The 21,982-nt window shown below is 36.8% G+C and carries 15 protein-coding genes; 7 read left to right on the top strand and 8 right to left on the bottom strand.

What is annotated here, in order from left to right; translation table 11 throughout:
* Positions 1 to 92: 92 nt before the first annotated feature.
* Positions 93 to 947 carry a CvfB family protein gene (locus ESZ36_RS08430; RefSeq protein WP_011045216.1) on the bottom strand — a complete coding sequence of 285 codons (855 nt, stop codon included), beginning with the start codon at positions 945 to 947 and terminating at the stop codon, positions 93 to 95.
* Positions 948 to 1,367: 420 nt separating this feature from the next.
* Here ESZ36_RS08430 and ESZ36_RS08435 point away from each other — a divergent pair, with 420 nt between their 5' ends.
* The gene (locus ESZ36_RS08435; protein WP_146786289.1) at positions 1,368 to 2,600 is read left to right on the top strand and encodes an efflux RND transporter periplasmic adaptor subunit; all 1,233 of its coding nucleotides are present in this window, start codon (positions 1,368 to 1,370) and stop codon (positions 2,598 to 2,600) included.
* Positions 2,601 to 2,602: 2 nt separating this feature from the next.
* Positions 2,603 to 5,830 (top strand): efflux RND transporter permease subunit, encoded by a 3,228-nt coding sequence (locus tag ESZ36_RS08440; protein WP_146786292.1) that lies wholly within the window; start codon positions 2,603 to 2,605, stop codon positions 5,828 to 5,830.
* A 279-nt stretch (positions 5,831 to 6,109) separates the two neighbouring features.
* Here the strand turns inward: ESZ36_RS08440 and ESZ36_RS08445 are convergent, their stop codons facing one another.
* Entirely contained in the window at positions 6,110 to 7,003 is an 894-nt protein-coding gene (locus ESZ36_RS08445) for a glucosaminidase domain-containing protein (RefSeq protein ID WP_146786295.1), read from the bottom strand.
* 358 nt (positions 7,004 to 7,361) lie between these two features.
* Between ESZ36_RS08445 and ESZ36_RS22860 the strand changes: the two genes are divergently transcribed.
* The 4 genes from ESZ36_RS22860 to ESZ36_RS08460 all read left to right on the top strand — a co-directional run bounded on the left by ESZ36_RS22860 (position 7,362) and on the right by ESZ36_RS08460 (position 12,279).
* Entirely contained in the window at positions 7,362 to 8,870 is a 1,509-nt protein-coding gene (locus ESZ36_RS22860; RefSeq protein ID WP_246129032.1) for a tetratricopeptide repeat protein, read from the top strand.
* Between the two features lie 24 nt (positions 8,871 to 8,894).
* Positions 8,895 to 10,208: an ATP-binding protein gene (locus ESZ36_RS22865; protein WP_246129033.1), complete on the top strand. Its 1,314-nt coding sequence runs from the start codon at positions 8,895 to 8,897 to the stop codon at positions 10,206 to 10,208.
* Positions 10,209 to 10,215: 7 nt separating this feature from the next.
* On the top strand, positions 10,216 to 11,136 hold the full coding sequence (locus ESZ36_RS08455) for a hypothetical protein (protein WP_146786298.1): 921 nt from the start codon (positions 10,216 to 10,218) through the stop codon (positions 11,134 to 11,136).
* A 213-nt stretch (positions 11,137 to 11,349) separates the two neighbouring features.
* Positions 11,350 to 12,279: a Dyp-type peroxidase gene (locus ESZ36_RS08460; RefSeq protein WP_146786301.1), complete on the top strand. Its 930-nt coding sequence runs from the start codon at positions 11,350 to 11,352 to the stop codon at positions 12,277 to 12,279.
* A 71-nt stretch (positions 12,280 to 12,350) separates the two neighbouring features.
* Here ESZ36_RS08460 and ESZ36_RS08465 read toward each other — a convergent pair whose 3' ends face one another.
* Positions 12,351 to 13,397, bottom strand: coding sequence for a hypothetical protein (locus tag ESZ36_RS08465; RefSeq protein ID WP_146786304.1), 1,047 nt, complete (start codon positions 13,395 to 13,397; stop codon positions 12,351 to 12,353).
* Positions 13,398 to 13,700: 303 nt separating this feature from the next.
* Between ESZ36_RS08465 and ESZ36_RS08470 the strand changes: the two genes are divergently transcribed.
* Entirely contained in the window at positions 13,701 to 15,509 is a 1,809-nt protein-coding gene (locus tag ESZ36_RS08470; protein ID WP_146786307.1) for an acyl-CoA dehydrogenase C-terminal domain-containing protein, read from the top strand.
* A gap of 371 nt (positions 15,510 to 15,880) precedes the next feature.
* Here the strand turns inward: ESZ36_RS08470 and ESZ36_RS08475 are convergent, their stop codons facing one another.
* The 5 genes from ESZ36_RS08475 to ESZ36_RS08490 are packed head-to-tail and all read right to left on the bottom strand — an operon-like array spanning position 15,881 to position 21,414.
* Positions 15,881 to 17,608, bottom strand: a complete 1,728-nt coding sequence (locus tag ESZ36_RS08475; protein ID WP_146786310.1) for a TniQ family protein — start codon at positions 17,606 to 17,608, stop codon at positions 15,881 to 15,883.
* A complete protein-coding gene (locus ESZ36_RS08480) occupies positions 17,598 to 18,569 on the bottom strand; it encodes a TniB family NTP-binding protein (protein WP_146786312.1) in 972 nt (323 codons plus the stop codon). Before ESZ36_RS08480 ends, ESZ36_RS08475 begins: the two co-directional genes overlap by 11 nt.
* A 17-nt stretch (positions 18,570 to 18,586) precedes the next feature.
* On the bottom strand, positions 18,587 to 20,581 hold the full coding sequence (locus ESZ36_RS08485) for a DDE-type integrase/transposase/recombinase (RefSeq protein WP_146786315.1): 1,995 nt from the start codon (positions 20,579 to 20,581) through the stop codon (positions 18,587 to 18,589).
* Positions 20,574 to 20,717 (bottom strand): hypothetical protein, encoded by a 144-nt coding sequence (locus ESZ36_RS22500; RefSeq protein WP_170235806.1) that lies wholly within the window; start codon positions 20,715 to 20,717, stop codon positions 20,574 to 20,576. Before ESZ36_RS22500 ends, ESZ36_RS08485 begins: the two co-directional genes overlap by 8 nt.
* A gap of 7 nt (positions 20,718 to 20,724) precedes the next feature.
* The gene (locus tag ESZ36_RS08490; RefSeq protein ID WP_146786318.1) at positions 20,725 to 21,414 is read right to left on the bottom strand and encodes a TnsA endonuclease N-terminal domain-containing protein; all 690 of its coding nucleotides are present in this window, start codon (positions 21,412 to 21,414) and stop codon (positions 20,725 to 20,727) included.
* Positions 21,415 to 21,982 lie beyond the last annotated feature (568 nt).

The following is a 21,982-nucleotide window of genomic DNA, read 5'->3' on the forward strand; positions in this document are numbered from 1 at the left end:
AATTGATATTTATTGGCCAAAGTTAGTGTAAAAAAAAAGGTTATAACAATGTTATAGCCTTTTTTTATCTGAACGGTATTAAGTTAGTTTATTTAAACTAACTTAATACCTTCTTTAACAATGGCGATTTTTCCATTTTTTAGTAAATTCCCCACCGTCGCTTTAAAAGTTTTTTTACTCACTCCTAAAGTCCTTTGAATTAATTCGGGGGCACTTTTATCATTTAATGGCGTTATACCACCTCTATCGGCAATATGTGCTAATAACTTTTCAGAAAAATCATTAACTTTATTTTTACTACCACGTGTTAAAAGAAGATCTAAACGACCATCTTCACGCACTTGTTTAATATAGCCAGGAATTTTTTTGCCAACTCTAAGATGTTGAAAAATCTCATTGTCATAAAGTAAGCCCCAATGCAGGTCATTAACAATAGCCTTGTAACCCAAATCAGTTTTTCCACCAATAATTAAGTTTACCTTATCGCCTTGTTGGTATTCTGCGGGCCAGATATCAAGAAATTTATCTATCTTACTTGAAGCGGCAATACGATTAGTAAGTTGATCAAGAAAAACTCTAACTAGATAGTACTTACCCACTTCCATTTCGGAGTGCTGTTGAGTGAAAGGTACTAATAAATCTTTAGGTAATCCCCAATCAAGGAAGGCACCAATTTTATTTACCTGTACAACTTTTAAAGAGACAAATTCACCTACTTGGGCTAAAGGCGTAGTTGTTGTAGCTATAAGCCTTTCAGCAGAATCAAGGTAAAGGAATACCTTGATTTTTTCACCAACTTGACAAGCCTCTGGCAGGTCGCGTTTAGGTAATAGAATCTCACCTAAGTCCCCACCATCTAGGTATGCGCCTTTGTCCAACATGGCAACAATGTTGAGCAGGTTGAATTTACCAAGGGTTGCTGGTGTTGTATTTTGAGAATCTGTCATGGAAAAAGCCGTGGAGAAATTTTTCTCATTATAACGTATTCAAAAAGTTATACCCACTGATTTCAATTCGATATCACTTACTAATATGTGGCGATTTTAACAATGTTAATGAGAAACAGCTCAAGAAGTAGTTAAAAAGACTAATAATAAAAATTATAATTGTCACCAATCGCTTGTTTATAAAAATGAAGCAACAAAAATTAACTTTCAACTAATTGTAAAATATAGTTTTTATGTTTTTAATAGTACTGGAATATCTTTTTACTTTTTTTTGGCGTGCATCTTGTAATACTGAGTTACATCTTTGTTAATACATGTAATCAAGAATTGGTTATTCTAGCGCTATTAAAATAAAGATAAGTTTGCGATCAATAAAGCAAATATAAAATATAAAACTTTTAAAGAAATAAGGGATTAAAAGTGGCCACTAAAAAACAAATTATTATACCTATCGTCATCTTAGCTGCAGGCATAGCTGCCATGGCTGTTTTTTCTAGTATGAAAAAACCGCCAGAAGAGAAAGCGGAAGTTGACAATACACCGATCGTTGCTGTGAGCGAAATTACGGTCGCACCAATGACATTAGAGGTGAGTTCATACGGTATTGCTAAACCAAAATATGAAACTGAATTGATTGCTCAAGTTAACGGTGAAATCGTTGAGCTGAGTGATACTTTCCTTCGTGGTGGTTTTGTTAAAAAGAATCAGTTGTTAGCTCGTATTGACCCGAACGATTATCAAGCGGCTTTAATTGATGCACAAGCTTCTATGGCAACAGCCAGAGCTGCACTTGAAAAGGAAGTTGCTCAAGGTAAAGTTGCAGAGCGTGAATGGAAGCAAATAACAGATACGTCTCCAACGGAGCTGAGTTTACGTAAGCCACAACTTGCTCAGGAACTTGCGCGTGTTAAAGCGGCTCAAGCCTCAGTGTTGCGTGCTGAACGTAACTTAGAGCGCACTGAAATTAGAGCGCCTTATGATGCCATGATCAATAGTCGTAATATTGGTTTAGGATCTTATGTTGGTGTAGGCACTAAAATTGGTCATGTATTGGGTACAGCAACGGCAGAAATTCGTTTACCAGTTGCAGATAATCAATTAGCATTTTTAGTTAAAACGGAGTCCACTAAACAAGGCGTTAATGCACCAGTTAAACTCATTGGTACTTATGCAGGACAAGATATCGAATGGCAAGCAATTATAACGCGCAGTGAAGGTGTTATTGATAGTAAAAGCCGAATGAGTTACTTAGTCGCTGAAATTAATGACCCGTACCTATTAAATAGTTCAAGTGATAGCAGCGATGTACCGCTACGTTTTGGTAGTTATGTCAATGCTAAAATTATGGGTTATGACATCAGTCAAGCAACCTTAGTGCCTCGCTATTTAGTGGTAAAAAATAAAGTCGCTATCTTAGATAGTGAATCAAAATTACATTATGCTGTCATTGACATTGTTCGCCAGCAAGGCAGCAATGTTGTTGTCGCTAACGGTTTGCAAGATGGTGACCAACTCATTGTCTCCGCACTCGATTATCCTGTAGATGGCATGAAATTAGCCTTAGCAAATGATGAAAGCAAGCTGGAAGAAAAAGATGTAGAAACTGAGCAAGGTGACTCTCAAATGGCAAGTAATAAAAAGTCAGGAGAGTAATAATGAGTTCTAATAACCTGATAACTAATGAAAAAAATGACAGTGATAACTTAAATCGACCTCATGATGATATCGATACAAATAAGGGCATTATTGCTTGGTTTGCCCGTAATACTATCGCTGCCAACTTACTTATGGTTTTTATCTTAATTGGTGGTGGTTTAACGGCACTAACAATTAATAAACAAATGTTTCCCCAGCTAGAGTTTAACTGGATTTCATATGCCGCACCATATCCGGGGGCCGCACCACAAGAGGTTGAAGAAGGTATTACTATTAAGATCGAAGAGGCACTTAAATCAGTGCAAGGTCTTAAACGGGTAATAACCTATTCTAATCGAAATTATTCCAACGGCTGGTTTGAAGTTGAGCTTGATTATGATCCCCAAGTTGTACTGGAGGAAGTAAAGTCAGCCATTGACGCGATTCCAAGTTTTCCAGAAGGCATGGAACGCATTAAAGTTGAACGAGAGAAGTTTCGTCAAGAGGTAATGTATATTTCACTTTATGGTGATTTAACTAATGGTGAATTGAAAGAACTCGGCCGTAAAATCCATAATGAAATACAGCAACTACCTGGGATCAGTATTTCTGAGTTATATAGCGGCTTAGCTTATGAAATATCAGTGGAAGTGAGTAAAGACAAATTACGTGAATACGGCTTAAGTTTCAGAGATGTCGCTAACTCAGTACGTAGTTTTTCTCGCAATATGTCAGCGGGACAGATACGTGCTGCCAATGGGTATATTAACTTACGGGTAGAAAACCAAGCCTACCGTGGCCATGAGTTTGAACAACTCCCTGTTGTTACTTTAGAGGATGGCACCAAAGTCATGTTAGGTGATGTTGCTACCATCAATGATGGTTTCCAGGAGGGACTGCAGTACTCTAAGTTTAATGGCGAAAATTCTATCACTATTTTTATCGGCGCTTCAGAGAATCAAAGTATTACTAAGATCGCTGATATTATGAATAAATATGTTGATGATAAATCGTTGGTTTTACCTCAAGGCGTGCAGTTGGAAACCTGGGTTGATATGACCTATTACCTCAATGGCCGTTTGAATATGATGCTAGACAACATGAAAAGTGGTGCGATATTAGTTTTTTTGATGTTGGCTCTATTTTTACGGGTGCGTTTAGCTTTCTGGGTAATGATGGGCTTACCAGTATGTTTCTTAGGCACTTTATTATTTATGCCAATGGAGTTTATTGGTGTCACCATCAATGTTATTAGCTTATTTGCCTTTATATTGGTCTTGGGTATTGTCGTTGATGATGCCATCGTTATGGGGGAAAGCGCCCATGATGAAATAGAAGAGCACGGTCATACTACTGACAATGTTATTCGTGGTGTTAAGCGTGTTGCTATGCCAGCCACTTTTGGTGTATTAACCACGATTGCTGTGTTTTTACCCTTCCTTTTTGGTGAAGGTCCATCATCTGCCTTCGGGAAAGCCATTGGTGGGGTAGTGGTTTTATGTCTAATATTCTCACTAATCGAATCTAAACTTATTTTACCAGCGCATTTGGTTAAAATGAAGGTGAAAAAATTTAATCCAAAAAACCCTTTGGATAGACTTCGTGCATGGATTGATACTAAGTTAAAAAACTTTATCGAGAATGTGTATCGTCCATCTTTAATTATGTTTATCGAATATCGATATGCAGTGCTGATGTTTTTTATTAGCTTGATGTTGTTGAGTGCCGGTTTATTTGGTGGTGGTTTAGTACGATATGTTGGTCAACCTAAAATCCCTCATGATTTTCCTCGCATCAGTGTGGAAATGAACGTAGATGCTTCGGAAAAATCCACACTAAATGCCTTACTAAATATTGAAAGTGTAATTCATAAAATAGATCAGGATATTGAAAAGCAGTATGGCAGTTCAATGATCGAAGATATGCAAGTCGATTTACGTAGCAGAACTAATGGTCAAGTAATGGTCAAGTTAGTTATTCCAAAAGAAAGAGCTATCAACACTTTTGAACTTGCCGATTTATGGCGTAATGCTATTCCTAATTACCCAGGTGTTAAGTCGCTAACCATTAGTGATAATCTCTTTGGCGGTGGTGGTCGTGATGATGGTGATATAGCCTTCAGACTGGAAAGTCAGGATGATGCTCAGTTAATGGCGGCATCACAAGAGCTGAAACTTAAACTTAATTCCCTTAAAGGTGTCGGTGATGTTAATGATTCTCGCCAAACCAGTGCTAAAGAAGTGCAGTTCTCATTAAAACCTTTAGCCTATAGCTTAGGTTTAACTTTGGAAGATATTGCTTCGCAAGTTAGTTATAGCTTTTATGGCTTAGAAGCGCAGCGTATTTTACGTGATAGCGAAGAGGTTAAGGTTATGGTGCGTTATCCGCTTGAGCAACGCAGCAGTATTGGTCATGTTGATGATGTTATGATCCAAGCGCCTAATGGTGCAGAATTACCTTTATCTGAGTTAGCTGAAATTAATTTGACCGATGGTATTACTCGTATTCGTCGTGAAAATGGTAATCGTACTATTAATGTGTGGGCATCTGTTGATGCTGAGCAGGTTGAACCTTTTGAAGTAGCTAAAGATGTTCGTGATAATTTTATGCCGGAATTACTTAGAAAGTATCCGTTGGTGAAAAGTGAAGTGTCTGGTCGGATTCAGGAAGAAATGGATGGCGCAGCTAAACAGCTCCGTGATCTAATGATTTCGATTATGATTATATTTTCACTCTTGGCTATACCGCTAAAGTCATACTCACAAGCACTTATGATCTTAACCGTAATCCCTTTTGGTGTCATTGGTGCTGTATTTGGTCACATGATTTTAGGCTTAGATTTAAGTGTTTTATCCATGTTTGGTATTGCGGCTGCATCGGGCGTTGTGGTCAACGACTCCTTAGTAATGGTTGATTTTGTGAACAAGGCAAGAAAGCGCGGTGAGGGTTTAAAAGATGCGGTAATACATGCTGGAACAAAGCGTTTTCGCGCCATCATGTTAACCTCAATCACTACTTTTATTGGCCTAGTACCCATCATCTTCTTTGAAACCAGTGCGCAGGCACAAATAGTGATTCCTATGGCGGTATCGTTATCCTTTGGCGTGCTATTTGCCACAGTGGTAACTTTAGTATTGATACCAAGTTTGTATTTAATTATCGAAGACATAAAAAAGGTATTTTCGCGTAACAAAAATAAAAAACTTGTTGAAGGGGCTGTAACCGTGAAAGAGTTAGCTTCAAATTAACCGATAGTGTTAAGCACTAACGTTAGAATAATAAAAGAGGCAATGTTACTAAGCATTGCCTTTTTTATTGTGGTTTAAATTGATTCGGTATTTACTGCTTAGTAATACCAATTGCATTAATTAAGGTTACAGAATTCAATGTGAATAAATGTTCAAGAACAAGACGCTTGATTGAGCAATAGCTGGCTATTACGATTGAAAGCAACGATGTTATTGGATATTAAGGCTATTTGAAAATGATCACTTAGTTAGTGCAATCGGTATAATAACCAATTGGCTTTATTTGGGTGCTATAAGTTTAATCAAAATAGTATCAGACAAATATGCCTCATCTACATCTTCTAATTTGTTATAACGGATCATCGATCGCAGGCCATCAATATAAGCTTGTCCACGTTCAGAGTACTTATCCAACGTTCCTGCTAATTCTAACCCCGTAATAGCCTTATTTTCTTGGCGCAACTTAGCCCTTAAGACACGTAGTTTTTTATAAGCACCAGTGATATTAATGTTAAGCATATAACCCTCAACAGAACCTAATGGACTATCAAAACGGGCTAAACCATAATTACCTAACTCTTTGCGTTGCTGTTTAGGTGTCATACCTGCGCCAGAAAAATCCCACTGACCAAAAAAAGCATTACCTTCTTCGGTAAAGCGTGAGGTAGCCCAACCACTTTCTTCTGCAGCTTGTGCTAATGCAAGTGACGGCGGCATAATATCGACTTGTTGCAACAATTGTTGGCGTTGTTTATTAGTTATACTTAAGGCTTCATTGTTAAGTAAACGATATTTCTTAGCTATTTTAAGCAATGCTTCCGATGACAGCGGTGCTGACTTTACAATATCTCGTTCTGCGAGAATATTTTCATTAGACATTAAAACTAAAGGTGCCATTAAGCGAAAAAACACCTGTTTCTTTTGTTTGACGGGAATTTTACTTGATGTTTCTTTCCATTGTTCACTAACGCCTTCAAACGTTAACCTTGGCACTTCTCTATCGCCATTTTTCCAATCGTTACTGGTGTAATGATGTTTTTTAAATAAGGACATTAAGCCATCTAAAGAGCGAATTTCGACTTCGACAAATTGACTTTTTTCGTTATATGCAAAGGTAAGTAGGCTGGTCATACTCGTGAGTACAAGTATCAATGCGACAGATGTTTTAATCATAGAGCTATCCTTAAATGAGAAAACTGAAGTAAATAATATTGTGTCGGTGTAGATTTGGATTGTAGGTAATGCAAATCCTTATGTCAAAACGCAACCCACCGCTTTAAGTTATATAAAACCAATGGATTGTATCTTCATTTTCGATTTGATTTTTATAGTGAAATGATGAGTTTTACAAAGACGAGTTATTGATATGATGTTTTTTAATAGCAATTAATGCTATAAATAATATCCCTTAATACTGCTCATTAGATTCAGTATCCCATGATAGCGAAAGTTGAGCTTTAAATACCTGATGATCGAACGCCTAACACAAATAATACTGCTATTTTGTTTACTAACTGTTGCAAGTCTAGCAATGGTTGATAAAACTTGGGCACAGGATAGCCAATTAAATAAAAAGCTTACCGAGATTAACCAGAAAGCCGACAAAAAGGCCGTGTTGGAAGCGTTATTAAATCTCTATAAATCACCAGAACTCGATACTGGTGAGAAGGCAGAAGTATTACTTAATCAAGGAAAGGTACTGTTTAGCTTACATCAATACGATCAAGGTATTGATGCAGTTAATAACGCCATCGAATTGGCCCAAAAATCTAATCATTTCAGCTTAAAAGCGCAAGCCCATAAGATGCTTGGCATACTCTTTTATTATCAAGGAGAATTGAAGCTTGCATTACAAGCTTATCAAGCATCATTAGTCTATTATCAGAAGAATCAAGCTGAAGATATAAATAATTTTGCTATTGAACGAGCAAATTTATTTAACAATGTCGCCCTTGTTTATACTTATTTAGGTGAATCCAATTTAGCTTTAGTAAATTATCAATTTGCGGAATCACTCTATACAAAATATGGCGATGAAGCTGACAAAATAGATGTGAGATACAACATAGCTTCACTTCTCATCAGCTTAAGACGTTTCGATAGCGCAATTGATATGTTGAAAGTGATTATTGATAAGCGTAAGCAATTGAATGATAGTTATGGCATTGCTTCAGCAAGAGCTGATATTGGTATTGCTTATAAACATTCAGGACAATTCAAGTTAGGTAAGGAAAATATATTTGCGGCTTTAACGTACTTTAAAAAACATGACTATAAACATGACATCGCTTCGCAATTACATAATATGTCAGAAATATACAATGATACCTTTGATGTTAAACAAGCCATTTTATATGCCCAGCAGGCGATAATTGTTAGTAAAGAAGTAGGTCATCAAAAAGCCTATGCAGGAAGTTTACAGAGTCTTGCTAAAGCTTATTTTTATTCAGGAGATTTAGTACAAGCAGAAGATTACATTGAACGTTCAATTGCTGTTGGTCAGAAAATTAATTATGAAACATTACTTACTGAAAATTTGGCAATTTCGTCTCTGATTAGTGCTAGTCAACAACAATTCATTAAGGCACTTTCTGAACACCAACGTTATGAAAAAAGCTATCTCGTTACCTCGAACAATATGCTGAACGATAAGTTGGCAAAATTCGAATCAGAGCAGCTTAGTCAAAAAATAGTCGATTTAGAACAGCGCAGAAAACTGCAGATATTACAATCCGCCAAAATAGAACATCAACGTAATATTATTATTTTAACTCTTGTATTAGTGCTCGTGGTGGCCTTTTTCATCTATCGCCGTTACCTTGAAAAGCGCTTAACAGAAGAGTTGGAGTTACGGGTAAAACAGCGTACTCATGAACTTGAAGATTTGACCATAGAATTAGAGAAAGCGAATCAAGTAAAAAGTCAATTTTTAGCGAATATGAGTCATGAGATTCGTACACCGCTAACCGCCATTGTCGGTCATGCGGAAGCGATTATTCATGACGATATTGATAAAGATAAAGTACAAGAAGATATTTAAGTAATCCATGGCAATAGTTTACATTTGCTTGAGCTAATTAATGATATTTTGGATCTAAGCCGTATTGAAGCAAATAAATTTGAATTAGAAATTCAACCACTTGATGTAGTTGAATTGATTCAAGATTTATCAAATACCTTTACCTCTCAAGCCCAACAAAAACAGTTGGTTTTTACTATTGAACATCAATTACCCACACCCTTTATTATTCATATTGACAGTTTACGGTTAAAACAAATTTTACTTAACTTATGTGCTAACGCGATAAAATTCACTGAAAGCGGTCAGGTAATGCTAAGTATTACTCGGCAAAAAGAAGTACTCGTTTTCACTGTTACTGATACCGGCATAGGGTTAAGTGAAGAGCATTTAGCTCAAGTCTTTGAAATCTTTACTCAAGCGGATAATAGTATCAGCAGGCGTTTTGGCGGCTCAGGACTTGGACTGACTTTATCAAACCAACTCGCAAAATTAATGTCAGGAAATATCAAAGTAACCAGTGAGTTAGGGAAAGGGAGTTGCTTTTGTTTAACACTCCCTTATCAGTATTATAGTGATGACAGTATAAAACCCTTAGTTGATTCGCCGCCTATAGAGACTAGTGAAATATTTTTTAGCGGAAAAATTTTATTGGCTGAGGATCATGATGATAACCGACGGTTGATCGCCCGATTACTAACAAGTTTAGGGTTGGAAGTCATTGTCGCCAGTAATGGTAAGGAAGCAGTGAAACTTTGCGTTGAGCATCAACCCGATTTAGTGCTCTTGGATATTCAAATGCCTGAAATGGATGGAGTTGAAGCTTTTAAAGCCTTACGAGCTTTAGGTTGTAATCAACCTATTTATGCCTTAACAGCGAATGCTATGTCTCATGAAGTTAGCCAGTACCTAGGGCTAGGTTTTACCGGGCATTTAAAAAAACCTATTGAAAGAAAACACTTTATTGCCACCATTGCTAAGTATTTAACTACTGATGCTGATGGAAGATCACTCACTGACCAAGTTTTACATAGCAACGAACTTGTTAATAAAGTGGATAAAAGTTTATCCCAAGTTGATTTAAGCGATTTAGTCGCTGAATTTAAAGCCAACCTCAGTAACGATAAGCGAGACCTTATTCTCTATAGCGATAATGATGATATAAAGAAAATTGCTTATCTGGCACACCGCTTAGCTGGTGCGGCACAAATGTTTGGCTTTGTGGAACTTAATCAGGCAGCAAAAGAGTTAGAGACTATAATTAAGAGAGAATCAATGACTGATAAGCCAGAACACTTATTAATTGGTGAATTGACTCATTGTTTAATTGATGAAATTAATTTAATTGAGCAACAGTAGTATTCGTATGGTGAAACAATTTTCTTATTCTCAGGCATTGCTAGCTTTAGCTATTGCTTTTTTAGCCTTGTCTTTATTCAAGTTCACAATGCATGTGCCTGCTATTATCAGTGTTATTGAAAAGACCACACAAACAGTCGATTTAGTTAGCCCTAAAGTTGATGATATTGTTAATGAAGTTGCCTTAGTTAGAATAGAAGTGGGTAAAGTGAGGGCATTAGTTTCTCAACAAACACCCGCTATCTTATCGCAAGTTGAGGCTTCTCTTCCTGTAGTACAACAAGTCATTGTTGAAAGCGAACATTATTCAAGACAATTACCAACACTACTAAGTCAAATCGCGAGTATTGAGCAGCAAGTAGCAAAATTACAAGCGTCTATGCCAGCGATACTTAAGCGTGTTGATGCTGTTGTTAAAACTACCAATAATACCACTGAAGAGGTCGCTCGTTGGCGACCGCATTCCACTCGTTACCTTGAAGAAATAGAACTCTCCAGAGGTTATATTCCAGAGTACTTATCACGTATTGAAAATACTATTGTTGATGCTAAGACTGTTGGCTCAGAAGCTACTAGCGGTTTAGTGTCTGGTTTTTTTAAAGGCGTAATTAACCTGCCATTTGAAGTGGTGTCTGGTTTAACAGGTATTGTGGATGCAGACTCTCGCTCTGCTAAGTACTTAACCGCTCAAGATATTGCACTGATGCAAGAAAAAGTTGTTACATTGCTCAATGATAGTAACCAAACAAAGTCGGTTTGGCAAAATGTTAAGAGTGGTAATCGTGGTACGATCATTAAGGGAAAAAAGACTACTCGTAATAAACAACAATGCATTAATCTTACTTTTAATAATCACTTTGGCGACGATAAAGAAACACTCAAAGAGTTAATGTGCATAAATGATAAAGGACTATGGAAGGTGATCTAAGCGGTTAACGTTTGTAGCATGCTAAGAGTAATTTTATTAAATTAATGTGCGCTTATGCTGGTTAAAATTACCAAGTCTACGTATCACTCCAATTTATTTTCTTTACGTAAAACAAGATCATAAACTTAATGAAAGTAGTATAAAATAATATTTATTGTGTACAATACAAACAATATAAGTTTGTCATATAAAATATGCTAATAGGAATGGAAAATGGCTAGAGAACAATTTGGTATTTGCGCTGAACCAAACCTTCATGGAAATTATCTATTATTTAACGCACTCGATGATAAAAATGCTTTTATTCGTGCGGCAATTTCTCGTTTACCCAAGCTTTTTGATAATTACTCTGATCAATTTTCGGAAGCAAATCTTATTGGCGTTGTGGCTATTGGTGACGCTTATTGGGATGAGTTTTATCCACAAGCACGTCCAGCAATGTTAACGCCATTTCCTGCAATGCATAGTGATGACAGAGTTGCACCGACAAATAGCTATGATATTTATATTGAAATTCGCAGTGATCGTGCCGATGTTAATCATATTGTCAGTACTAAGGTGTGTCAGTTACTTGGTGATAGTGTTGAATTAATTGAACAAGTACAAGCTTTTAGATTTTTAGATGGTAGAGATTTAACAGGTTTTGTTGATGGTACTGAAAATCCTCAAGGTTTACATCGTCGAGAAGTAGCGCTGGTTAAAGGTGAAGATGATATTAACTTTGCTGGCGGTAGTTATTTGCACACTCAACGGTATCAACATAATTTGACACTGTGGGGATCTCTCGCTGAACATGAACAAGAAGATGTTTATGGTCGAACCAAACTAGACAACGTTGAATATGATAACGAAGATAAGGCACTAACTGCCCATACTAAACGTACCAGTCTTAAAGATGAACAAGGGAATAGTCTTGAAATTGTAAGGCAAAGCATGCCTTATGGTGACATGAAGCGTAAAGGCTTATTTTTTGTTTCGTATTGTCAGTCACCTAAGCCCTTTGAGATTATGCTTAAAAGCATGATTCATGGTGATGGGCATGGTAACTCGGACCACTTACTTAAATATACCCAAGCCGAAACGGGCAGTGCTTTTTTTGCGCCGAGTTTAACCTTTCTTGCTCATGTTGCAGATAGTGACTAAATCCTAATTCCTTAAGGTTGCTGCTACGAACAAGTAGCCTAGTCTACTTACTCAGCTTTAAGTTCAGTTTTCTACTCAGCTAAAACTTCATGATAATCTTGGGCAATATAGTGCCCTTGATTAATTGCTAACTCGGACTCTGGAGCTATTGTGCCTAAAGGCAGTAACGCTGGTCCTGTAGGTTCAGCTAATAAATACTTTACTTTATTATGGGTAATAGTTACTTCTCCTGCTTCGCCCTCTATATTGATTCCAATAAAAGCATGGCCATCAATATAAATTAAAGCCATCTCAATACGCGGCATCAAAGCTCTTAATAACGCCGCAGTTAACGTCATTTTACTATCGCAATCGCCCTGATTTTCCCACAGTAATTGTAATGGTGGACTAAAACCCGCACCGGAAGAAGTTAGGCGAGACTCTAAGGTGTTATAAGGAATGCTCTGTACAAAACCTAATACGTAGTTGGTGACCTTTCGAATATTCTTAATTGATACATGATCTAAAATGAGTGGTTTTAATGGTTTTAAATCAAGGACCGAATTATTAGCAATACTCACATGATCTACTTTAATACCATTTATCTGTTCATGATTGGTATACGTTTGATAATAAGTATCCTCAAGGTACTGTTGCGTTACCTCTTGCTCAAGTCTAGCTAATGTTTGATAAGCTTTTGTTACCTTATCTCTATCTGAGCCCTTGGCTTCAATGACAAACCTATTTTGTTGTTGTCGATAAAATATTTGTACGCCCTGAATAGGATTTTGTTGCATTTTTTTCTTAATACGCTTGAGAATTGTCTTTTGTGCATAACTATCTTGGTAAGTTCTAAAACTCCTAAAACGCTCAAATAACCCTTCTTGATTTAAGGTAAAGCTTATTGCCTGTTTGGTCTTGGTGTGATCGAGCCATTGATATTGAAAGTTATAACCTTGGTCGACTTGAGTTTTACTAAAGCTCAATTGCTGTGCTTGTGCTTTAGTAATAAAAAGTAATAGCAAGGTTATTATCGTCAGCGGAAGATGACACTTCTTAAAAAATGAATAGGGTAAATCGATGGTCACGTAATTTTTACTCGCTAGTACAGATGTTCGTAAAGTTATTATCACTATCATTAATTTGCATATTTACCCCTGCCATTGGAATCGCTCAAGCACTCTGAAACATGCATCTCAATTGATAACGGATATAAAGCCTAAATAACACATTAACTTAGTTTTAAAGATAATAACAAATAGCGATCAAAGTTCTAACTAGAAAATGCCATTATTTATCTTAATAACCTTTCCATTAAGTAAAAAATACTGAGGTATTGTTCGATATAGCTTTACATTTTCATGATTTATATTATTATTCAAACAAGTGTTTTAATTGTGTGTTTACCGCACAGAAATCAAAATTTATTAAGGGAAGTCATCATGGCTGAGTATAAAGTTCCGTTAAAAGAGATGAGTTTTTTGCTTTATGAAGTATTTAAAGCGGATGATATGTGGCAAAAACTACCTAAATTAGCGGAGCAAGTTGATAAAGAAACTGCTCAAGCTATTTTACAAGAATGTGCCAAAATTGCTGAACAAGAACTTGATCCTATTGCTCGTCAAGGTGATGAAATTGGTGTGAGTTTTAAAGATGGTGTAGTTACCACCGCTCCTGGTTATAAAGAAGCGTTTAATACTTATGCTGAGGGAGGCTGGACTGCACTTGGCGGTGATGTTAACTATGGCGGCATGGGTATGCCAAAAATGTTAACTGCGATGCATGAAGAAATGTTGTGTAGCGCCGATATATCTTTTGCGCTTTATCCAGTACTTACCGCAGGTGCAGCGCTATCATTAGCAAAGCATGGTAGTGAAGAATTAAAAGAGCGCTACTTAACGCGTATGTATGCTGGTGATTGGTCTGCATCTATGTGTCTAACTGAATCACATTCAGGCTCTGATTTGGGTATTATTCGTACAAAAGCTATTCCACAAGATGATGGTAGTTATAGCATTACCGGTAATAAAATATTTATCACCGGTGGCGAACATGATCTTACTGAAAACATTGTTCATTTAGTATTAGCTAAATTACCAGATGCGCCAGCAGGTCCTCGTGGTATTTCTCTGTTTTTAGTGCCTAAGTTCAATGTTAATGATGATGAAACACTTGGTGAATATAACAATGTTAGTTGTGGCTCTATAGAGCATAAAATGGGTATTCATGCCTCGGCAACTTGTGTAATGAATTTTGATGATTCAAAAGGTTTCTTAATTGGTGAGTTAAATAAAGGCCTAGCCTGTATGTTCACTATGATGAACTTTGAACGTATTGGTGTAGGTATCCAAGGTTTGAGCGCTGCGGTACGTTCTTATCAAAATGCGCTAGAGTACGCGAAAGACAGATTACAAGGTCGAGCACTTGATAGTAAAACGAATGGTGTTAAAAACCCTAATCAAGAAGCTGACTCTATCATGGTTCATGGTGATGTTCGTCGTATGCTTTTAAATATGAAAGCGCTGAATGAAGGATCACGTGCGCTTTCAAGTTATATTTCTATGCAACTCGATTATGCTACTTATGGTGAAGGCGAAGAGCAAGCTAAAGGTGAGACGTTAGCAGCATTGATGACGCCTATTGCCAAAGCATTCTTTACTGATTTAGGCTTCGAAAATACGGTTACGGGTCAACAAGTTTTTGGTGGCCATGGTTACATTCGTGAATGGGGTCAAGAACAATTAGTACGTGATGCTCGAATTACCCAAATATATGAAGGCACCAACGGTATTCAAGCTATGGATTTATTGATGCGCAAAGTAGCCGGTTCAAAAGGTGCTATGTTAAAAGTGTTTACTGATGAAGTGAATACTTTCATTGAAAGTAATAGCCATGATCAAGCCATGAGTGAATTTATTACGCCTCTAGCTGCAGCGGTAACTGATTTAACTGAATTAACGACTGATTTATTATCTAAGTCACAAGATGATATAAATGAGTTAGGCGCATCGGCAAATGACTATTTGCATGTATTTGGTTATACAGCGATGGCATTTGTTTGGGCGAAAATGGCACAGGTTTCTTTGTCACAGCAACAGAACAATGGTGAGAGCGGTGAAGATTTTTATCAAAGTAAAGTGCATACTGCTCGATACTTCTTTACTCGATTATTGCCACGTCGACTTTCATTAATTGCATCAGCAAAATCAGGCAGTGAATGTTTGTTTGCTATCGATGATGAACTATTCTAAACACCGATAATTGCCTCTGTTAGGGGGCGCTTTTTCTTTTTGGGAAAAAAGTCCCCTAACACATCACCTTCATCACCCCTGTCGCTAAAATGCTGGTCTCGGTTGGGGATGAAACTCTAGCTAAGGCTGAAGCCCTTTAAAAATGAGGTTTTTGGTAAAAGTGCCCAGTTAAGCGGATTCTAAATGCCCTGCTAAGCGACTTTTGAGACCTTAAATTTCCAGTTAACTTTGAAATTAACCGAATAGTCCTTAGTGTGCAATAGGTTGTTTGTATTATGTTTTATTTGTATTCTTATGGGGAAATAGTAGCAAGTTTTCTGATGGAGAGTAAGTGATTTAAAATATTTTAAGGCAGGAAGTTTGAGATGGGATTAAATGCAGATGTTGGCGAGAAAGTGAACCTCGCCTTTATGATAAATTAAGTATCTTGTTAGCGAATCGAATAACTCATCAGACTTTTCATAGATATAAATGTCTTGATGCTCCAAAATTGAGTTTGATGTAATATCAGGTTCGCATTTCAAAAATTGAATAACTGATCTCAATTTAACTCCTGCAATTTTTGCCCAGCGATTTATCAATATATGTTGCTCAAAAAATGAAGATATTTGAACCGGATTTAACTTTGCTAAAGAAGCTACAGGTCCTGTTTCTTGTAAATTAAAAGTATTCTTTAACTCAATAAATTGATGAGGTTTTAGGATACATAACTGTTGAAGTTTATTTCTAGACAGATCGTATCTAATACTTTCAACAAAATATTGCTCTAAATGAAAAGCTATTTCTTCACGGTTAACAAATAAATAAGGAATAGAGAAAGTATTCTTTTTATCAAGATAAGTTTGACATTTATTAGTGACAATAAGCATCACTAAACTAGACAAGTCACAATTAAAATAGGGCAGTCCTTTCATTAACTCTTTAAGAGAAATCAACTTATCTTCCTGATTATCGATATTAAGAGAATGCTCAATTATCATTGATATAAGTTTAGCAACACTACTTCCTGAAACAATTCTTGCCCTTGATGCTACTGATCCTGAATATGCCGAGACTAAATCAAGCTCTACCAAGGCATTAATAGTTTTTTTATCTACACCTAGTAACTTTGCCGCTCTACCGAGGCTGATCTGATATTGATAATCTCGTACTGAATCACTATTTCGAATTCTTAAGCTAGAAACCATCACTCGTTGTCTTATAGGAAGCATGCACTGTTCAGGTTTAGACTGTGCTTTATCTTTTAGAAATCCTGTTGAAACATTTGAACTAGGAAGCTGTGCTAAGACTTGTAATGAATGATCATCTAAACTGTTCAAATTGGTGTCAGCTTTGAAATGGCTTAATCTCATTTCCTCCCAATCAGCTTTAGCTTCATCACTTATCGTTAGCTGAAAGGCAAGTTCAAACAAGTAAGGGATATTGATTAGATCTTTTGGTAGTTGTTTAAATTTATCAAAACTTAAGTCGAAAGGCCGTGATACAAAAATTAAGTTTTGATAGAGGGCAGCTAAGTATTCCTTCAGTTCTAAATCTGTTAATTCATTGCATATTGTTTGATATATCGGCAATGACTGTGTAACAGTTTGATAGCTTTCCCACCTGTAACCACAACATGAGCAACCCTGAAATATATCACCGTTCCAAGATAAAGGCTCTGTACAACGTGGGCATCGGTCTACTAATACAACGTTATGTTCTTCACAATGAGTGTGGTGAGCATATTCCCAAGGTTCTTTGATATAACGGCTATCATCATGAATCATGCAACTAGGGCAAACTTTAGGCGTTGGTAATCTGATTTCATTAACTGCTCTCCTATTATCTTCAATGTCTATAGACATTGAGAAGCTAGAAACTAAATCATGACCTGATAAGCGTAATGCTCCTGATAGCGCCAGTAGAAATGACTCAACATCAGCACCACCTAGGACGAAGCTAGAAGGTTTATATTTATAATCAATTGCCTCAGCCAATTTAGATAGCTCATATCGGCCATTTGATACAGCTAATCTTAAAAGAAAGCCTTGCGCAGATTCGGCATGATTTGGGCGAGGGCGTACTGCAAACTCTAATTTCTCAACTGTATTATTTAGCATTATAAAGGCCCTCCTTGGCTAATCTAACTTTGACTCTGCTTAGTGTATTTGACATATCAAAAGGATTTATTGTGTGACTTCCATTGACTACATTGTCGTAAGCTACCTGTAATATATCGTTATCAACAATGTCTTCGGAATTTGTAAGCTCAATACATTCAGTGAACAGATTTACAATAACTCTCATCAAGCCTTTAGTAGCAAGATTTAAGCGATATAACATGTTGTGATTAGACTTCAATGTAATGACTTCTTTTCCATTATCATCAAAGTAACTTTCTGTAAAATCTAACCCTTCTGTCTTTCTAGGAAACTTTAAAAGTACGCTTTCAATAATTAACGCAAATCGAAGTTTTTCTGCATCTGACAAGCAACTGAAAGCAAACAACTCTTGAGTGGGCAAAAAACGCGTTCTAATTTGCTCGTCTACTTCAAGAAAACGTTCAGAATGTTCAGTACCTAGTAATAGAAATGGCACACCGCATTCATCTAAAAAACCTTTCAAAAAACGATAAATTTTGGATGTCGGTTGAATGCGGCTCTTTGGTAAAATATCTTGAAATTCGTCAATAATGACTAATTTCACGCCTTGTTCTTTAAATAAGCGGATAATTGTTTTTACTTTTTGCGGCATTACCCCTTTATAAGGGTTAATGTCTCCTAATTGCTCAAGGATTGCTGATAGCAATTGACCTGGAGAGTTAAACAATGACACATTGATGTAGACAGTTGGTTTCATCGTTAATGCGTCAGTACTACTCTCTTGATGTAAAGTGTCCATAGCTGTAAGTGCTGACAACGTTTTTCCGGTGCCTGGTTTGCCTTTTAGTAGTCTAGCCTTCGGCTTTCTCCCTGTGTAGCTTAATAGCTTTTTAATGGCGTCTTGAGTATCTTGAAAATCATCATGCCAGCAAATGCGTTTCTCGAATGTTGCGATTTCGTTTGGTTGAGTGTTATTCATAATTTAATTTCCTATAGTTATTTAGTTACTGGGCGAGTTACTGGGCGATTTGTAGGACGACCATCATTTTTCTGCACCGTTTTATCGGTATGATTTCTAGCATGTCGATTGGCTTCTTGCTGGACGTGTTCGGTCGCTCTCTCGGTTATGTCACTTGGTTGAGAAGCTTTGTTTTTAGCTTGTTTGTTCTTTTGTTCTTTCTTTTCTTCACGCATTTTCTTAGCCAATGCCGCTTTTTCCTTTTTCTTAAGCATGATTTCTTCCTGTTTGCGCTTAATTGCTTCAGATACGACCCAGTTAGATTTGGTGAATACGTTTGTGGTATTTGTTCTAGAGCCAGATCGGTATTGGCGGTTAAATTCAGCTAAGCTCATTCCTGGCAAAACACGAGGGTCGCAACAAGGGACTTCAAACAATACCCCTGTGGTTTCATCAATGACTGATATTTTGGAAACATCGTTTTTGTCGTATAAAAAAGGCACTTTTGGATTCTTTTTGTCGCCATGTAACGTAATAGCAAGGCGAAGGTCATTTAACTGACGAGAATTGTAATACAAGGTATTTCGCTGAATGCCCTGGCACCCTTGGATCACACCTTCAAGTTCAACTCCTGAGAACACTTCTAACTTTTTCAAATCAGCCACTATTCTAGGGCTGCATTCCTTAAGTGCTTCTTCACATACATTTGCAGGCGTATCTAAGAACAATCCTTTGTGTGGATTTTGATGATAGTGGTCCAAAATGTAGATTTCTAACGTGCTAATAAATTCACCAAGGGTAAGCGTGGCAATCTCCTCTATAGTCTTATCTGTCTTATCTTCATCGTTGTTACGCGTGTATCCTGGGAGGTTAGATGCGTACATACTACGGAATCCGCGATTATAGGCTTCTATCATACCCTTGCGCCAAGGAGACTTAGTTTCCGTGGTTATGTGAGTACATTTGAGTTGAGCCATTAAATTTGTAACTACGCGGCATTTGAATGCTTTCCCAGCATCACCAACAAAGGCGAATGGTATGCCAGTCAGGGGCCAATTGTTCTGTGCAAAGACAGATTTGATTTTAGGGGTCACGCAATGTTTTATAAGCTCGATAACAGCATCAGATATTTCACTGGGTTTATTACCTACAGACACGCTGTAGCCAACAATGCAACGTGTGTATGTATCAATGGCTAAATAAACAATCGCAGTGCCTAAAAACTCCCCAGTTTCATCATCGAGTAGACCAATCTTTAGGTGAACAGCATCGATCTCCACTCTTTGTAATGGAAAATCAAGCACATACATCCCTTCACTACATCTAGCGAATTTTCTAGCTTCATCTTTTCCATAACGAGCGTAAACAACATCGAGTTGATTTAGTTCATTAAGTAACTCGTAAAATCTAGATTCACTAATAGATCTCCCTTCGATCTCATTTGCAGCTATTAATTCGTCATAATGTTCTTTGAACTTGAAATAAGTTTGACGTTTATTAAGCCCTTGAGGGATTAAGTAATACTCATCAATAATTGATTCAGCTAATTCAACTACAGCTTCAGAATGACGAGATGCACGTGTTTTTTTAGCGCGTTTTATAACAGAATATATTTCCATTTCGTTCTGTATCCACGAAACATACCAACGACGAAGAGTAGATTCACTAGGGACATCTTTACCCGTATAACCGTGTCGTTTTTTGACTATGTCCTTTGCTTTTTTTCGCGTTTTTAGTGAGTGTGGATTAGCATGTTGGTGCAATTCAACAAGGTAATGTTCAACGCGAATTGCTTTTTCTTTATCTTCCTGGTTGGTTAACTGCTTATTGATAAGAAGAGCATTTTCTTTCTTTTTAATGATGAGAAGCCCGCTTCGATAAGCCAACATAAGCTCACTTGGTAGTGGATACGCCATCTCTCCATTCGAATATTCAATTACGCAAAAGTTTTCACCGATTGCTTTAACTGTTGCTACTTCTCCACGTAAGTTGATTTTCATTCCTGCTTGTAAAATAAATTGTTGATTAGACATTTTTTGTATCCTTTTTAGTTGATTTTTGATTTACGTTATTTGTCTCTACTTTTTGGGCTATGTATTGTATTTGCATTCTTTTTGCTAACTTTTCACTTAGTGGTTTTATCCAATGTTTCATTTCTGAAGTCTTCATTTTTCTCCTAATGGTTTGGGGTGATGTTGCTTTGCTTGGTTAATATTTTTTTGCAGTCATAGCTGAAATAATCTTGGGCAATTAACGCCCAAGCGTAAATATCTGTTTCGTTGTGTTTAATACATAGCTGCTCTAGTGCTGAGATGGTCAGGTTTGATGGCAATTCGGTTATTATTTTGTTAGTTATGTGGGAAGTGAGTTTTATGTCTAGGTATAAATACAACTGTTGAAGATTTTCGATGTACTTTCCTTCGTCAAAAGATGCTTCAGTTCTTAGCGTGTAAGCCACACCTAGTTCTTTTTTGAAGAATCTTACAATTTGATTAAAGCGTCTTAAATATTCTTTATCCTTAGCTTTTTTCTCAGTTTTTATTTGTATGAATTCGACAGTTCCATCATGGTAAATAACAACAACATCAGGAGTATGAGGAACCATTTTCCCATCAACTTCGATCGTGAATGTTGCTGGCTGGGTTAAAAAATATTTAATGCTTTTGTCAAATTCCAAAGTGAGTATGAATTTTGCTTCTGTATGACTTTCCGCATACGCCATCAATAAGTTCAGATGGGAGTAATGTAGAATTGATGGTTTTACTCTGCTGGTTTTATCAAGTTTTCGTTTAAGCTCAAACGGTTCAATATTGATAACTTTCGGTGAGCTTATCTCACTCACAAATGCGTTAAATTCAGTGTTCATAATATTTCCTATTATTGTGTTTTGGTTTATTTAGGCAGTAATAGCCCGTACAGAATGTGTATCCACATTTAGCGTTGTTAAAACGATTAAGAGATTATTTAGGCGCGAGTCAAAAGGTGTATGGCGAAAGCCATAGACAACGAGACATTAGCGAATAAATTTTAGGTATTACGAGAGAATTGTCGGTGGCTCGGAGTTTTGTTCAAATAGGATGTCATCATGCCGAAAACGTTGGTTGCTTGATTCAAGTGGATGAACCAGTAAGGCATGTACTGATTTGGAGCATGGTAGGTAGCTAATACTGCACAAGAGAGAGAGCAAGTACTTGGGGTTACTACAATAAGGTTGGATGACTACCTGCTTTATTAAAGGATAATCAAATGTATAGACTCCAGCTAGCTCGTTAACGGCTAACAGTGATTTATTTATTCTAAAAGAACAATTTCTAAATGATTTCTCATCATTACATATATTTTTATTAACTTGCACACAGCTACCCTCCTTATATTCAGTCAGCTAACAAGTCTACTAATTAGACCTGAAGTACGGTATAAATTTATACTGTACT

The sequence above is a fragment of the Colwellia demingiae genome, assembly GCF_007954275.1.
Classification (GTDB): Bacteria; Pseudomonadota; Gammaproteobacteria; order Enterobacterales; family Alteromonadaceae; genus Colwellia; species Colwellia demingiae.

What these genes read in the sequence shown, in the direction of transcription:
- ESZ36_RS08485 (WP_146786315.1), bottom strand. Translation starts at nt 20,581, where the DNA reads ATGTCTAATCAACAATTTATTTTACAAGCAGGAATGAAAATCAACTTA.
- ESZ36_RS08430 (WP_011045216.1), bottom strand. Translation starts at nt 947, where the DNA reads ATGACAGATTCTCAAAATACAACACCAGCAACCCTTGGTAAATTCAAC.
- ESZ36_RS08460 (WP_146786301.1), top strand. Translation starts at nt 11,350, where the DNA reads ATGGCTAGAGAACAATTTGGTATTTGCGCTGAACCAAACCTTCATGGA.
- ESZ36_RS22500 (WP_170235806.1), bottom strand. Translation starts at nt 20,717, where the DNA reads ATGAAGACTTCAGAAATGAAACATTGGATAAAACCACTAAGTGAAAAG.
- ESZ36_RS08465 (WP_146786304.1), bottom strand. Translation starts at nt 13,397, where the DNA reads ATGATAGTGATAATAACTTTACGAACATCTGTACTAGCGAGTAAAAAT.
- ESZ36_RS08440 (WP_146786292.1), top strand. Translation starts at nt 2,603, where the DNA reads ATGAGTTCTAATAACCTGATAACTAATGAAAAAAATGACAGTGATAAC.
- ESZ36_RS08490 (WP_146786318.1), bottom strand. Translation starts at nt 21,414, where the DNA reads ATGAACACTGAATTTAACGCATTTGTGAGTGAGATAAGCTCACCGAAA.
- ESZ36_RS08455 (WP_146786298.1), top strand. Translation starts at nt 10,216, where the DNA reads ATGGTGAAACAATTTTCTTATTCTCAGGCATTGCTAGCTTTAGCTATT.
- ESZ36_RS08445 (WP_146786295.1), bottom strand. Translation starts at nt 7,003, where the DNA reads ATGATTAAAACATCTGTCGCATTGATACTTGTACTCACGAGTATGACC.
- ESZ36_RS08470 (WP_146786307.1), top strand. Translation starts at nt 13,701, where the DNA reads ATGGCTGAGTATAAAGTTCCGTTAAAAGAGATGAGTTTTTTGCTTTAT.
- ESZ36_RS22860 (WP_246129032.1), top strand. Translation starts at nt 7,362, where the DNA reads ATGGTTGATAAAACTTGGGCACAGGATAGCCAATTAAATAAAAAGCTT.
- ESZ36_RS08475 (WP_146786310.1), bottom strand. Translation starts at nt 17,608, where the DNA reads ATGCTAAATAATACAGTTGAGAAATTAGAGTTTGCAGTACGCCCTCGC.
- ESZ36_RS08480 (WP_146786312.1), bottom strand. Translation starts at nt 18,569, where the DNA reads ATGAATAACACTCAACCAAACGAAATCGCAACATTCGAGAAACGCATT.